The 12,446-nt window shown below is 53.0% G+C and carries 14 protein-coding genes; 11 read left to right on the top strand and 3 right to left on the bottom strand.

The genetic code is table 11. The features are described 5' to 3' along the window. Positions 1-57: 57 nt before the first annotated feature. On the bottom strand, positions 58-1,380 hold the full coding sequence (locus NWF35_RS15585; protein ID WP_301240351.1) for a hemolysin family protein: 1,323 nt from the start codon (positions 1,378-1,380) through the stop codon (positions 58-60). A 513-nt stretch (positions 1,381-1,893) separates the two neighbouring features. Between NWF35_RS15585 and NWF35_RS15580 the strand changes: the two genes are divergently transcribed. The 3 genes from NWF35_RS15580 to NWF35_RS15570 all read left to right on the top strand — a co-directional run bounded on the left by NWF35_RS15580 (position 1,894) and on the right by NWF35_RS15570 (position 2,591). Then, positions 1,894-2,070, top strand: coding sequence for a hypothetical protein (locus NWF35_RS15580; RefSeq protein ID WP_301240350.1), 177 nt, complete (start codon positions 1,894-1,896; stop codon positions 2,068-2,070). Then, the gene (locus NWF35_RS15575) at positions 2,060-2,272 is read left to right on the top strand and encodes a hypothetical protein (protein ID WP_301240349.1); all 213 of its coding nucleotides are present in this window, start codon (positions 2,060-2,062) and stop codon (positions 2,270-2,272) included. The genes NWF35_RS15580 and NWF35_RS15575 overlap by 11 nt, the downstream gene beginning before the upstream one ends. A gap of 166 nt (positions 2,273-2,438) precedes the next feature. Next, positions 2,439-2,591, top strand: coding sequence for a hypothetical protein (locus tag NWF35_RS15570; RefSeq protein ID WP_301240348.1), 153 nt, complete (start codon positions 2,439-2,441; stop codon positions 2,589-2,591). An 85-nt stretch (positions 2,592-2,676) separates the two neighbouring features. Here NWF35_RS15570 and NWF35_RS15565 read toward each other — a convergent pair whose 3' ends face one another. Then, on the bottom strand, positions 2,677-3,156 hold the full coding sequence (locus NWF35_RS15565; protein ID WP_301240347.1) for a protease complex subunit PrcB family protein: 480 nt from the start codon (positions 3,154-3,156) through the stop codon (positions 2,677-2,679). A 169-nt stretch (positions 3,157-3,325) separates the two neighbouring features. On the opposite strand from NWF35_RS15565, the gene NWF35_RS15560 reads away from it, so the two are divergent. The 3 genes from NWF35_RS15560 (at position 3,326) to NWF35_RS15550 (ending at position 7,443) form a co-directional block, all read left to right on the top strand. Continuing rightward, positions 3,326-5,011, top strand: coding sequence for a DNA repair helicase XPB (locus NWF35_RS15560; RefSeq protein WP_301240346.1), 1,686 nt, complete (start codon positions 3,326-3,328; stop codon positions 5,009-5,011). Beyond that, positions 5,008-6,918 carry a helicase-associated domain-containing protein gene (locus NWF35_RS15555; RefSeq protein ID WP_301240345.1) on the top strand — a complete coding sequence of 637 codons (1,911 nt, stop codon included), beginning with the start codon at positions 5,008-5,010 and terminating at the stop codon, positions 6,916-6,918. The genes NWF35_RS15560 and NWF35_RS15555 overlap by 4 nt, the downstream gene beginning before the upstream one ends. 105 nt (positions 6,919-7,023) lie before the next feature. Beyond that, positions 7,024-7,443: a YlbF/YmcA family competence regulator gene (locus NWF35_RS15550; protein ID WP_301240343.1), complete on the top strand. Its 420-nt coding sequence runs from the start codon at positions 7,024-7,026 to the stop codon at positions 7,441-7,443. On the opposite strand, the gene NWF35_RS15545 is transcribed toward NWF35_RS15550, so the two are convergent. Continuing rightward, the gene (locus NWF35_RS15545) at positions 7,433-7,759 is read right to left on the bottom strand and encodes a hypothetical protein (protein WP_301240341.1); all 327 of its coding nucleotides are present in this window, start codon (positions 7,757-7,759) and stop codon (positions 7,433-7,435) included. The genes NWF35_RS15550 and NWF35_RS15545 overlap by 11 nt on opposite strands. A 239-nt stretch (positions 7,760-7,998) precedes the next feature. Here NWF35_RS15545 and NWF35_RS15540 point away from each other — a divergent pair, with 239 nt between their 5' ends. The 5 genes from NWF35_RS15540 to NWF35_RS15520 all read left to right on the top strand — a co-directional run bounded on the left by NWF35_RS15540 (position 7,999) and on the right by NWF35_RS15520 (position 12,428). Continuing rightward, positions 7,999-8,289, top strand: a complete 291-nt coding sequence (locus NWF35_RS15540; RefSeq protein ID WP_301240340.1) for a YlbG family protein — start codon at positions 7,999-8,001, stop codon at positions 8,287-8,289. A gap of 93 nt (positions 8,290-8,382) precedes the next feature. Next, entirely contained in the window at positions 8,383-9,630 is a 1,248-nt protein-coding gene (locus NWF35_RS15535; RefSeq protein ID WP_301240339.1) for an MFS transporter, read from the top strand. A 541-nt stretch (positions 9,631-10,171) separates the two neighbouring features. Continuing rightward, positions 10,172-10,909 carry a hypothetical protein gene (locus tag NWF35_RS15530; protein ID WP_301240338.1) on the top strand — a complete coding sequence of 246 codons (738 nt, stop codon included), beginning with the start codon at positions 10,172-10,174 and terminating at the stop codon, positions 10,907-10,909. Between the two features lie 429 nt (positions 10,910-11,338). Continuing rightward, on the top strand, positions 11,339-12,151 hold the full coding sequence (minD, locus tag NWF35_RS15525; RefSeq protein WP_301240337.1) for a septum site-determining protein MinD: 813 nt from the start codon (positions 11,339-11,341) through the stop codon (positions 12,149-12,151). Between the two features lie 10 nt (positions 12,152-12,161). Beyond that, positions 12,162-12,428 (top strand): cell division topological specificity factor MinE, encoded by a 267-nt coding sequence (locus NWF35_RS15520; protein WP_212772931.1) that lies wholly within the window; start codon positions 12,162-12,164, stop codon positions 12,426-12,428. Positions 12,429-12,446 lie beyond the last annotated feature (18 nt).

Here is a 12,446-nt window from a genome sequence, read left to right as displayed (position 1 = left end):
GGAGCAGGTGGAGCGATCTTGGGAAAGCAATGGACAAGATATTCACCAGTACACCGATTACGATGACGTCTTCCGGTTTTCGGAAGGCACCGGTTTGACAAGCAGACGGGTGACACTGCGCTGATCAATCTCCTGTACGATGAAGAGGAGGCCGTCGTGCACCACGCGGTCCCCCACCTTGGGGACTTCCTGCAGTTGCGAGAAGATCCATCCGCCGATCGTGTCGTTGTCGGGATCTTCGATGTGAATGTTGAAATGCTCGTTGACTTCTTCGATCAGCAGGCGGGCGTCGATTGACGTCTCGTCTCCTTTTTGTTGAAAAAACGGTCGTTCGTCGTCAAATTCGTCCTGAATTTCACCGACGATCTCTTCGATGATGTCTTCTGTCGTCACAAGACCGGATGTGCCGCCGTATTCATCGACGACGACGGCCATACCCGTTCGATTTTTTTGCAAAATCCGCAGGATGTCCTTGATTTCCATCGTCTCCGGTACCAGGATAGCCGGGCGAACCAGCTGGGTGATATCAGGCGTCTCCCCTTCCGCCAGCCGTTCATAGATATCGCGAATATGGATGATGCCGAGGATGTCGTCCTTGTCTTTGCCGCACAGGGGAAACCGGGTGTATCGTGCTTCCTTCACGATCTTCATGTTTTCCTCGAAGGACAGATGGGCGTACAAGCAGACCATATCGACCCGGGGAACCATGATCTCTCTCGCCACCCTGTCGGTAAAATCGAAGATGTTGTCAAACAAGGACAGTTCCGTCTGGTCGATCAACCCGCTTTTGTGACTTTGCTCCACCAACATGCGAATTTCTTCTTCATCGTGCGCTGTCTGGTGATCGGGTACGGGCTCGATCCCCAGCCACTTCAACACTTGGTTGGCGGCATTGTTCAACACCCAGATAAATGGATAAAACAGCCGATAAAACCAAATCAGCGGACGCGAGGTGAATAAGGTGATATTCTCCGACCGGCGAATGGCCAGTGATTTGGGCGCCATTTCCCCCAGCACGATGTGAAGAAACGTGATCAGGCTGAACGTGATGGCAAACGATACCGTATGTATCATCCAATCTGGTAGATGAAGCCATTGTAGCGCCGTATCGATCACACGGGCAACAGCCGGTTCGCTGATCCAACCCAAACCGAGTGAAGCCAATGTGATGCCCAGCTGAGTGGCTGATAGATAAGCATCCATATTGGCCAGCACTTTTTCCGCCGCTTGGGCCCGACGGTTTCCTTCCTCCGTCAACCGGGCGATCCGGGTAGAACGCACTTTGACAATCGCGAACTCTGCCGCGACGAAAAAGCCGTTCGCCAATACGAGCAAAAAGACGAGTGTGAATTTAAACAAAAGGGTGATCACGTTTTCCAACGGCAGAAGAACCCCCCGTTCGTGATGTTCGACATATTGGACAGGTGAGACCTTATCTGGTAAATCGTTTGGACCCAGGTGTGCTGTTTCCCCTATCGCAAAACTCCATGGTCACACTCGTACAGAAACGGTCAACCCAAAAGCTCAGACGCATCCCAGGTTGACACAACTTCATAAGTATATTGTGTCCAACCTGCTTCATTTCATCGTCAGGTCACCCTGGCGTGATGGGGCACTGTTCCTATCCGTATTATTTTAACGCAAAAAGGAGGGACGGTCTAAGACAGGCATTCCTTTTCATACAATCTGATGAAACAAAGGAGGGAACGGAATGGATATCTATTCGACCGGACCACCTTACCCGGGCATGACTTACCCATGGCAGTGGGATCATTCCTTTTATCCAATACAGCCGGAAATATCACCTTGGACAATGCCCGGAGCACCGGGGTATCCTTGTTATCCGGGATTCCAACCGGGTGGGGGATCACCTGGCTTTCCGGGGATGGGAACATGGATGGGATGGCCATGGTCGATGATGCCATCACCTGGCGGCCAACCGGGTTGGCCTTTTTCGTGGACGCAAGGAAAGGGGGGTTCGGGGAATTGTCGGAACTGCCAATCCAATCCTCCCTATGCTCAATGGACACCGTGGGCGACATGGTGGGGAGTTCCGCCTATGTACAATGAAGTGCCAATTGGGTCGTATCCAGGCGAGCCGACTGTTCCCAACGCACCACCGTATTCTGCACGGGAAGCGGATGCGGAACAACCAACTGCGTTTCATCCATTCGATCCTGTGGGAGAACCGTTGTGGGAATCGATGGAATCCCCGGAATCTCCTTGGATTCGAACGCCGGAGACTGAGAACGTGGATGGCGAAAACGGATGAATCAAGCACCTCCTTGATGAATAAAACTGTCATTGGAACCCTTTCATGGTTTCCACCCTTCCTTGCATAAATGCCTTTCGGATGTTTCCCTCCGAAAGGTTTTTTTGTGGAAAAGTACATGGCGGGGCACAATGAAAAGAGTGACACAAAAAGGAGGGAAAAGAGGATGGAAATTCGAGAAAGGGGGATCCCGGAGATCCCGCCGGCCATCCGGGAACCAGAGATCACGAGCCCGCATCAGCCGGAAATCGTGTCTCCGAAAGGTCCTGATCATCCCCGCGATCCGGGTCCGGTCCGCGCGGACGAAGCGGAACGTTGACACGCTCAACGCCGAAATGAGCGGTACACTCGCTTGACGTTTTGGGGTTGATCGCTGCCCTGATCGGTTTGATGTTACAGGTCTTTTATGTTTGAGCTGGAGGCCGGGCGGTCTTGATGCGAAATTGGAACGTGACGTCCTTCTGCAAAGGGATGGAGACGACCGTTGCCGGGTAGGAGATCACTTGGGTGACAAGTGATCCGGGAGGAGGAACTTGCTCTTCGGCATATACAACCACCATCTGGCCGTGGCGATGAATACGCTGGATCTTGAGGCGATAACCGCCAGTTGGTCGCACGCCCAACGCCGCGATCACATAGGTGCGTTTGTCGACATGAACAGCGACCCCGGTGGGCTCACCTGTCGCTTGCATCTCCTCCCATCGTTTCTTCACTTCAACGGGCAGCTGTTGTGGCGATTCTTGGTGAAAAGGGATGTCCGCGTCGTCGTGGGGCGTTTTTCCTTCCGGGGTCCCATGATCACGGGACATCCCTCCGCCACAACCAGTGATGCCCATCATCAACACCAGTGACAGCATGACGATCACCTTCCATGGGTTATTCATGCGGTACCCTCCTGTTTCATTCGCCTTTTCCTTTATAGACCCCTTTCGTCTGGGAAAAGTTTCAACGGTTTGCAACGAATTGAATGAATTACCATCTGGTTTGGGTACCTTGTCATGTTTTGTGCATTCTTGTTCAAAATAACCAGTAGATGGAAAGGAGGGGTGGAGGGTGTATCGACCCGATCTGCCATTGATCGTACAGAGAGACCGCACGTTATTGCTGGAAGTGAGACATCCATTGTTCGACGAGGTGCGGGAGCGGTTGGCGTCTTTTGCGGAACTGGTCAAAAGCCCGGAATACATTCATACATACCGTTTGACCCCCTTGTCTCTTTGGAATGCAGCAGCCAGCGGCGTCACCGAGGAGGAAGTGATCGACGTGTTGACGCGCTACAGTAAATTCGAATTGCCATCGTCGTTGCTGGACCAAGTACGGGATTGGATGTCTCGTTACGGCAAGATCCAATTGTGTCGGATCGGAAGGGATTTAACGATCGGATGCAAGGATCGATCGTTGTGGAAAGCGCTTAGGCAAATGCCCGAAGTGCGGGAAATGGGATTGAAAACGTTGGATGAGACAACTGCAGTGATCGATCCTGCATGGCGCGGAAAAGTGAAACAATTGTTTTTACGTATGGGATATCCGGTGGAAGATATCGCCGGGTACAGTGAAGGGAAATCATTGGAGGTTGCGCTCCGGGATCGGTGCCGGTCGGGAGAACCGTTTACATTGCGGTCCTATCAGCGGGACGCGGCCGATGCTTTTTATCGATCCGGATCGGTATACGGCGGGAACGGCGTGTTGGTGCTACCGTGCGGGGCGGGAAAAACGATCGTTGGGTTGGCTGCGATGGCGAGGGTAAAGCGGGAAACGTTGATCCTGACCCCCAATGCCACCTCCGTCCGACAATGGGTGCGTGAGATTCTGGACAAAACCGATCTTCCCGGGACGTGTGTGGGTCAATATACCGGGGAGAAGAAACAGGTTGCCCCCGTGACAGTGGCAACGTATCAGATTTTAACCCACCGGTCTGACCAACACGCCCCGTTTACCCATATGCGGTTGTTTGAAGAGCGGGATTGGGGATTGATCATCTATGATGAGGTTCACCTGTTGCCTGCACCCGTATTTCGGGCCACAGCCGATTTACAAGCTAAACGGCGATTGGGGCTGACAGCGACACTGGTCCGGGAGGACGGGCGCGAGGAAGATGTATTCAGCCTGATCGGTCCCAAAAAATACGATGTGCCGTGGAAAGGGCTGGAGTCGAAAGGATGGATTGCAGAAGCGGTTTGCACCGAGATTCGTACCCCGATGCCTCCGACGATTCGACAACGGTATGCATGCGCGCAAAAACGGCACCGGTACCGGATAGCCGCCGAGAACCCGAACAAGGTGGCGGTGCTGAGAGCCATATTGCGGAGGCACGCCGATGAGCCTGTGTTGATCATCGGTCAATATTTAAGTCAGTTGGAAGAGATTGCGCAGGAGTTGTCGGCGCCGCTGATTACGGGACGGTTGGCTCAGCGGGAACGGGATCAGTTGTACGAACGGTTTCGGCACGGAGAAATTCCTGTGTTGGTTGTCTCCAAGGTGGCCAATTTTGCGATCGATTTGCCCGATGCCGGTGTGGCAGTTCAGGTATCCGGGTCGTTTGGTTCCCGGCAGGAAGAAGCCCAGCGGCTGGGACGGATTCTGCGCCCCAAACAAGGGAAGAACCAAGCTTATTTTTACCATATCGTTTCCCGGGATACAGTTGATCAGGAGATGGCCATGCAGCGTCAGCTCTTTTTGGTGGAACAGGGATACCGATACACCATCCGGGATGCCGAGCAATGGGAGGTGGAACAGTGAACATCACGGTGTGTTACCGATCCTTGTCCCCATCGGTTCGTTCCCGGATTGCCAAATGGCACGGTTTGGCGGACGAAGAAGCCGAACGACTGCCCGACCGATTGTCTGATGCTGATTATTTGCGGAAGATACGGGAAGGTATGGACGAGGCCGAACAGGCGTGGATGGATCATTTCACTTTTGTGGTCGGTAGTGGTGTGTGGGGCAGAAGGGATTTAGGCAAACAGGAGGGAGCACGCTTCTTGCCGTCGGTGTCGCTGCGTGTCGCCCTGCTGCGGCTCAGGCAAAAGGGATTGGTTTATGCCGTCCGCAGGGCAGGTGAACAGTTGGGTCACCTGTGCCCCGAAGAGGTTCGTCGAGCATGGTTTCGTCTGAGGTGGGGGGAGCGGAAGACGATTCGTCAGGTTTCCGACGTACAGGCGGAACTTCTGGCCGGAGGCGGTTTATACCAGGATCTGTTTCAATTTTTGATCTTGATTCACCAACAATCCCCTCGGCTGACGCAAGACGGACGGTTGTACAAGCGGACCGCACAAAAATGGAATGCTGAATTGGAGATGGAAACCGAAGCGTTGCGCTACACCCCGTGGGACCCAATCGAAGAAGAGGACGATCAACCACCAGCGTTGAAATTGGTCTGGCATCTGGCCCAAGACTGGGATTTGGTTGAGGTGGTGGAGGACCGGCTTGTCCTGCGGGAAGCGGTGGTGAGGGAATGGTTGCACCTGTCGGAACGGGTGGCACAGCGTCGATTGTACAATTGGGTGAAACGGCGGTTGCTTCAGGATGATCCGAGCAGGGAAGCATGGTGGTGGTGGTTGGAGGAAATGGGAAGGGACTGGACGCCGGTTGAGGGTGGGGGCAACCCGATGCCTCCTGGAAGAAAACCGAATCTCTCCCAAATCCGGCGATGGCTGCGGTCCCTTCAAGTGATGGGGTGGGTCGATCTGGGTCGGAACGGCAAGCGGTCATACTGGCGGTGGAGCAGCTGTTCGCCATTTGCGGATCATTTGGCGGATACCCCAGACAAGGGTTTTGTTAAACCGGATTTTGAAGTGCTGATCCCTTTCACGTTCCCCATGGCCGAACGGTGGCGGCTGGCGCAGTTTGCCGATTATGTCGGGGGGGATCGGATGTTGACCTATCTCTTGACAGTGGGTTCCGTCCGTCGCGGAATAGCGCAGGGGATGTCCACCGGGGAAATGCTTGCCGCATTGGAGCAGATCAGCGTCTCCCCGTTGCCCGATAACGTACGGATCGGTGTGAGCCAGTGGGCGGCGCAAGCAGGGCGCATCACTTTCTGCACCTGTGTGTTGCTGGAATGTCAGGACGAGCGGTTGGCAGATGAATTGGAACAACATCCGGAAATCGGCTCACGACTGCAAAAAAGGATCGGTCCCGCCACCTTCCGGGTGGCCGAAGGGGAAATCGCACAACTGCAGGAGTTGTTGGACGGACAAGGATATCCCTTTTTGCCGGGGCTGGTTGAAGAAACGGAACAAATATGGTGGCGCTTGCCGCCTCCGCCCTCCCTCGGATCGGCGGGCAGTCGTTTTTCTGACAGGGCGATGAGGGAGGAAGGGCAGTTGGTGGATACGTACCCAGAGATCAATGAGGCGGTACCTGGCATACAGCAGTTGCCTCGGATGTGGACGTCGGGGTTGCGTGCGTATCATCGAACCACCGTTTTGGATATGGTCCGAAAAGCGGCGGAATGGGATTTGGAGATGATGGCGACGCGGGAAGGAGCCGGGCCGGTCCGCTTCTTCCCGCAGCAAGTCGACAATGTCGGCGGACATTGGCTGATCCGGGGGAAAAACCGTCGCGGTGAGGAGAAACAATGGAAAATGGAAGAACTGTCCGCCGTGCAGATCCTCATTCCAGATGAACTGCGCGATAGTGTCTAAGGCATGTCTGGTCATTTCGTAAGGGAGCAATGTGGACAGTATTTACCAGACACACCCTAGAACGAATGGGGTTGTGGTACAATGGAAGCATGGAGGGATGATGCGATGGCATCGCTCGATATGACCGAAATTTTACTGGAAACCTATCGTTTGGCCGATCAGATCAATGAATCCGAGGAAGTGACCCGTTACTTGCAGTTGAAAAAACAACTCCGCGAGGATGCGCAGGTACAAGCGCTGATTCGGGAGTTTCAAAAGAAAAAGGAACGTTTTGAGGAATGCCAGCGATTCGGCCATTTCCATCCCGATTATCATGCTGCCAAAGAAGAGGCCGAAGCGTTTCAACGACGCATGCGGAAACATCCGCTGATCGCAGCCTATCTGGAAGCGGAAGCGGCATTGGACCAGTTACTGCATCAGGTGAGCCGAACAATCGCCCATGCGGTATCCGAGTCAATCAAAGTGCCCGCCAACGATCCGCTCGACAGGAACACGTCGGTGAAACGCTGTGGATTCACCGCTTAGGGCGGAGAAGGATGCACTGAGGGCACTGATTGCCGCAGCAAAAACTCTTGACGTCCGGCACGCGGAACTGAATTCGGTATACACGCGTGCCACCCGAGCAACGTACGAAATGACAGGCAAAAAACCACTCCGTCTCTTTGACCAGCTCGTTCGCCATCTGTTCCAACAGCCCGTCCAGTTCGTGGGGTTGACGGTCGTCAGCAGGTTGCAAATACAGAAAATGGACGCCGGCAAATGTTCGGAGCCGAACATCGGCGCAAACAGGGGACGATTTCAACTGTGCCGTAAGGCGTTCATACAGCGTTGTGGATTTCATGAGGAACCGGCGGATGCCGCCTGTTCTTCACACTCCCATTTCCAGATTGGCGGTGGGGTCCGCCATCGACCCATTGTTCCACCTATTGTACCAAATCCGATCGAAAATAGGTATAGGGCAGGAAATGTTCGTCAGTTGATCTGGGTAGAGCTGACATGTTACCATATATAGTGTAATGCACTGCCTTTACAAAAGGTGAACAACCTTTGCAAAACACGGCGCAAAAAGGAGAGCCGATCATGTCGTTTCCTTTTTCTGACCGGCTGGGTTTGGCTGTGTGGGTCAAAGATCTGAAGGCAGCGAGTTCATTGCGGCGTATGGGAAACATCCATTTTGTCTCCAAGCGGTTGAAATATGTGTATCTCTACATCGATGGCCGTAAATCGGATCAAACGATCCGAAAAATTGAACGCCTTCCGTACGTCACACGCGTGGAACGTTCCCTGCGGCGCGAATGGACGACCGATTTTCAACGTACATTGGAAAAGTCGAAGGATGGATCATCAGTTGGAATCAAGACGGAAAAATAGCTGCCCACCAAAGGGCGGCTTTTTCTCATCCTAATATTTCGCTCAGCGAAATAGAGGGAAAGCGAAAGACAAATACATCGGGAGAGGACCTTTATGCCCATTTGGCGACGAAATTTGTACATTCTCATGGTATCTCAGTTTTTGGTATTGAGCGCAATGTCGATGGTCGTCCCGTTTCTGCCGTTGTATCTGCAGGAATTAGGAATGAGGGACCCTGCGGAGAGACAACTGTGGGCGGGATTGGTCTTTGGCGCCAACTTTTTGACTTCGTTTTTGATGGCGCCGGTCTGGGGCACACTGGCGGACCGGTACGGCCGAAAGATTATGGTTTTGCGTTCGGGATTCGGCATGTCAGTCGTGATCATGCTGATGGGATTGGCCACTTCGCCCCTGCAACTGTTGCTGTTACGTATGTTGAACGGTACGATTTCCGGATTTATTCCCGCGTCCATCTCATTAACGGCCACCAATACGCCCAAAGAACATGCCGGATATGCGCTCGGTCTGTTGCAATCCGGAGCGGTGGCCGGCTCGATCATGGGGCCGTTTATCGGCGGCGTCTTGGCAGAAGTGATCGGTTACCGTGACATCTTTTTTTTGACTGGCGCTCTGCTCGGATTGGCGACTCTGGTCGTTTTGTTAGCTGTCAAAGAAGAGAAGCGGCCTCAACCATCAAGTGAAACAGCCGGCTTTTGGGCTGAGGGTTCCGCTATCTTGCACCAGCGTCCGTTGGTCATCCTGTTTACGGTCGGTTTTCTGTTGCAGTTCGCCGTATTGGGACCGATGCCGCAGATGCCGGGGTACGTATCGGAATTGGGAGCGCCAGGCGGCTATGTGGCCTTCTTTGCCGGACTGGTGACGGCTGTCACAGGATTGGCCAATATGTTGGCATCTCCGGTATTGGGCCGGTTGGGTGACCGGTATGGTTCGGAAAAAGTGTTGTTTTTCGCGATGCTCGGGGCGGCAGTACTCTTTATCCCGCACGCCTGGGTGCATTATGTGTGGCAACTGTTGCTGTTGCGCTTCTTGTTGGGGCTGTGCGTCGGTGGGCTGTTGCCTTCGCTCAACACATTGGTGCGTCAATATGCTCCCAAAGGAAAAGAAAGTACCGCATACGGATACAGCACCAGTGCCGTTTCCTTGGGAAATATGCTGGGCCCCATCACTTGCGGTTACCTGTACAGGTGGATCGGTTTTCACGGCATATTTTACGTGACCGCCGCCTTATTGTTCCTCGGCGCGTGGTGGTTGAAAGCAGGTCTCAAATTCACGCCGTCCACCGCACACGATTCCCCGATGGAAAAACATGCAGCGGGGGATCACGCTCCCACCATCAGGTGAGGGCGTTAACGAAATCTCTTATCCGCCTCAATTCCATATCCGCCCTCAACGCGTGACCAGACGGATACCGCCCTCCTTTCATAGGATAGGAACAGGCCCGTAGATCCGCTTTGCTTGCAGACGGAGAAAGGAGTGGCGCCGTTGTTTGGATTGTTTGGAAGAAGAGTGCCGAGACCGTTCTTCCCGCCCAGAGGTTTGAGAGGGCCGGGATTTAAACAAAGATGGGGACCACCCCCGGGACCGGGCGTATTGGGGCCGCCGCCCCCGCCACCACCCCCACCCCCGCCACCACCACCCCCGGGACCGTTTTTTGATGGACCTCCCGGGCCATTTCCTCCCGGAGAGTGGCTGGACTAAAGGGTTGTCCGGTTCTTTTTGAAATTTGTCATTTTCCCTGAGCATCCGTGCTCAGTTTTTTTTGTTTGGCGAAAAACCATCAAAAATAGACCGGAAACCAATGGCAAAAAACCTTTATAATAAAGTTGTATCGGCACACGACTAACATCCTTACAGGATTTGATGGATATAAGGAGGGAGCCCCGTGAAACTGTTGAAAGAGTTGAAAGACCGTTTAGAAAAGGGCATGGAAACGGCTGGACATAAATCGCAACAGATGTTGGAGATTAGTCGGTTGAGTATGAAAATCAAGGGGAAAAAAGAGGATATCGACCGACTGTACCGCCGTTTGGGACAAGCGGTGTCGGAAGTGTGGGAATCAAAGACCGAGCTTGTGTTGAATGCGGATATACGGGAAATGTTGGACGCGATAAGGGACCTCAAACAGCAGGTGGAGATTTTGGAACAAGAATTGTTGGACGTCAAAGGAAAACGGGCGTGTCCGGGTTGCCAAACGGTAATTGATAAGAGTTTGGACACATGTCCGAGTTGTGGTAAGAGATTCACGATACAAGAATATGTTTCTTCTGGGCGACCCGTACATAACCGTGTACATACTCCCGAATCGGATTCACCAGGAGTCGAACAACCAACATCCCATTCGACTGCAGAATCCCAACGCACCAGGAATAAAATGGATTTTCGAAAGTATACCCTGCCCAAAATCAACCTGGATTTGTCTTCAGCTGACACTGTCCAATCCACGCCACAAACCGGTTACGACGGCAATCATGATACTCACGCTGCGTCTGCCGTTCATTCCCAAACACAACACACTACAGGTTTTGAAGAAATCGTGGTTTGTCCAGGGTGCGGTATCCAAATCAACCCGCAGGCGACACGATGCGACACATGCGGAGAAGTTTTTTTCCAGTCTGTTTGAGAAAGAATGGCGTTTTGGCAGGACACGAGCCGGTGTGTGACGAAAAACTTTCTTTGAAAAGAAAAAAGTGGGTATGACACACGTTTCGACACCTGTCCCGGAAATGCGGAGGGAGGACCCGTTATTAAGGTAAAATTTGTCTTTTGCCTCCATACTATGTTTGATACAATAATGGGTAATCTTTAGGGTTGTGTCATAGCAACAGGATTCTCATTGTTTCAGGCTTGGGTGATCGCCGTACGATCTCGGGTCTCGTTACCCGCGTGTATATAAGCGGTACACATCTTTGCGGTGTGAGTCGCAAAGAGGGTTTGGATGACACAACCCCTAGCTTTCGGAAAGCAGATTCCCCGCATGGGTGTAAGAGCACCCTACTGGAGGCGGGATCAGTCGAATCGAGACAGAGGGTTGGGGAAAGGGGTAACGAGTATGAAGCACGAATCTGTCGCGATTACCATTACGAGTGGTAAAGGCGGTGTGGGAAAATCGACGACCGTCGCTTCGGTCGGCTTGGGATTGGCACAACTCGGCAAAAAAGTGTGTCTGGTAGACACCGATATCGGTCTTCGCAAGCTGGATCTGATGCTGGGGTTGGAAAATCGCATCGTGTATGATCTGGTGGACGTGATCGAAGGTACGGGAAAACTGCGGCAAGCATTGGTTCGCCACAAGGAATATCCGGGTTTGGCCCTCTTGCCGGCGGCGCAAACGCGCTACAAGGAAGAGGTCACACCGGCACAGGTCAAACAAGTGGTGGATGAACTGCGAAACGAGTTTGACTACATCTTGATCGATTCACCTGCAGGAATCGAAGGCGGTTTTCGGAATGCCATCGCTGCGGCGGACCGTGCCATCTTAGTGGTTAACCCCGAAATTCCGTCGGTACGCGATTCTGACCGTGTAATCGGCTTGTTGGAAGCGGCCGATCTCAAACAGATCGATTTGATCGTCAACCGGGTGCAGCCCGGGATGGTACGTGATGGGGATATGTTGAGTGTGGAACGGGTACAAAACCATCTGGCAATCAATCTGCTGGGCATTGTGCCTGAGGACAAACGCATCATTCGTTCATCCAACACGGGTGAACCCGTCATTTTGGATCAGAAGTCGTTGGCGGGCAAAGCGTTTTCCAATATTGCCCGAAGAATCAACGGGGAAGAAGTCCCGTTTCTCGAGTTGGAGGAAAATGGGTTGATCTCTCGAATCAAACGGCTGTTCCATATCGCGAGTGCGTTAAATTGAGGTGAAGTCCGTGGCGTTTCTCAATATGTTCAGTAGGGACAAGGATCAGCCCACCGCACCTACGGCGGATGATCGTTTGTCTCTCGTTTTGAGCTATCAACGGTCGGAAATCGATGAGGCCAAATTGAAACAATTTCGGATCCGCCTGATCGAGCTGTGCGATGATTTCGGTTTCGATGTGGTCGGCCAAGTGGAAGTGCGTCCCCAATCGAGGGGAGGAGATCGAACAACCGTTTTATGTGCCAGTATCCCAGTCCGAGTGAAGCAAAAAAATTGAAGGAAGGGCGCGTTTTTC

Source organism: Polycladomyces subterraneus, assembly GCF_030433435.1.
Classification (GTDB): domain Bacteria; phylum Bacillota; class Bacilli; order Thermoactinomycetales; family JIR-001; genus Polycladomyces; species Polycladomyces subterraneus.
This window is presented reverse-complemented; position numbering and strand designations above follow the sequence as displayed.